The sequence below is a fragment of the uncultured Leptotrichia sp. genome (assembly GCF_938036635.1).
Taxonomy (GTDB): Bacteria; Fusobacteriota; Fusobacteriia; order Fusobacteriales; family Leptotrichiaceae; genus Leptotrichia; species Leptotrichia hongkongensis.
Map to the genome: position 1 here is coordinate 1 of NZ_CALHQO010000401.1, position 1,017 is coordinate 1,017.

General features: G+C 38.3%; 1 protein-coding gene. It reads left to right on the forward strand.

Annotated elements, in window-relative coordinates; genetic code table 11:
• Positions 1 to 1,017: glycerol kinase GlpK (locus Q0370_RS08030; protein ID WP_299574380.1), on the forward strand; the 1,017-nt coding region annotated here is incomplete at both ends.

The following is a 1,017-nucleotide window of genomic DNA, read 5'->3' on the forward strand; positions in this document are numbered from 1 at the left end:
TGGGGAACTGCTTTTTGGAACGGTTGATACTTGGCTTGTATGGAAATTGACTGGTGGAAAAGTGCATGTTACTGATTTTACAAATGCTTCCAGAACTATGCTTTTTAACATAAAAAATTTGGAATGGGATAAAAAAATTTTAAAGGAACTTAATATTCCAGAAAGTATGCTTCCAGAAGTTAGAAACTCAAGCGAAGTTTACGGAAAAACAAGAATGGGAATTACAATTGGCGAAGAAAACGGTACTTCCATTCCAATTTCAGGTATCGCTGGAGATCAGCAGGCGGCACTGTTTGGGCAGGCTGGATTTCATACTGGAGACGTAAAGAATACTTACGGAACAGGATGCTTTATGCTTATGAATACTGGGAACAAGTGCATAAAATCAAATAATGGCTTGCTTACAACTATTGCCATTGGGATTGACGGAAAAGTGGAATATGCTCTGGAAGGAAGTATTTTTATTGGTGGAGCTGTTATCCAGTGGCTTCGTGACGAATTAAGATTTTTTGACAAAGCTTCTGATACAGAATATTTTGCACAGCAAGTTGATGATAATGGCGGTGTTTATTTAGTTCCAGCATTTGTTGGATTAGGCTCGCCATACTGGGATATGTACGCCCGTGGCACAATCGTTGGGCTTACCCGTGGATCTAATAAAAACCACATAATTCGTGCTGCCCTCGAATCCATCGCCTACCAGTCCAAAGACTTGATAAACGCAATGAAAGAAGATTCAGGTATTGAAATAAATTCTCTAAAAGTCGATGGCGGTGCAACAGCAAACAATTTTCTCATGCAATTTCAAAGCGATATTTTAAATACAAAAGTTTTACGTCCTGAAATTATCGAAACAACTGCATTAGGCGCCGCCTATCTGGCTGGACTTGCCGTTGGATTCTGGAAAAATAAAGAAGAAATCAAAAAAAACTGGCGTTTAAACAAGGAATTTACACCAGACTTACCTGACAATTTAAGGGAAAAATATTATATCCATTGGAAAAAGGCTGTTGAAAA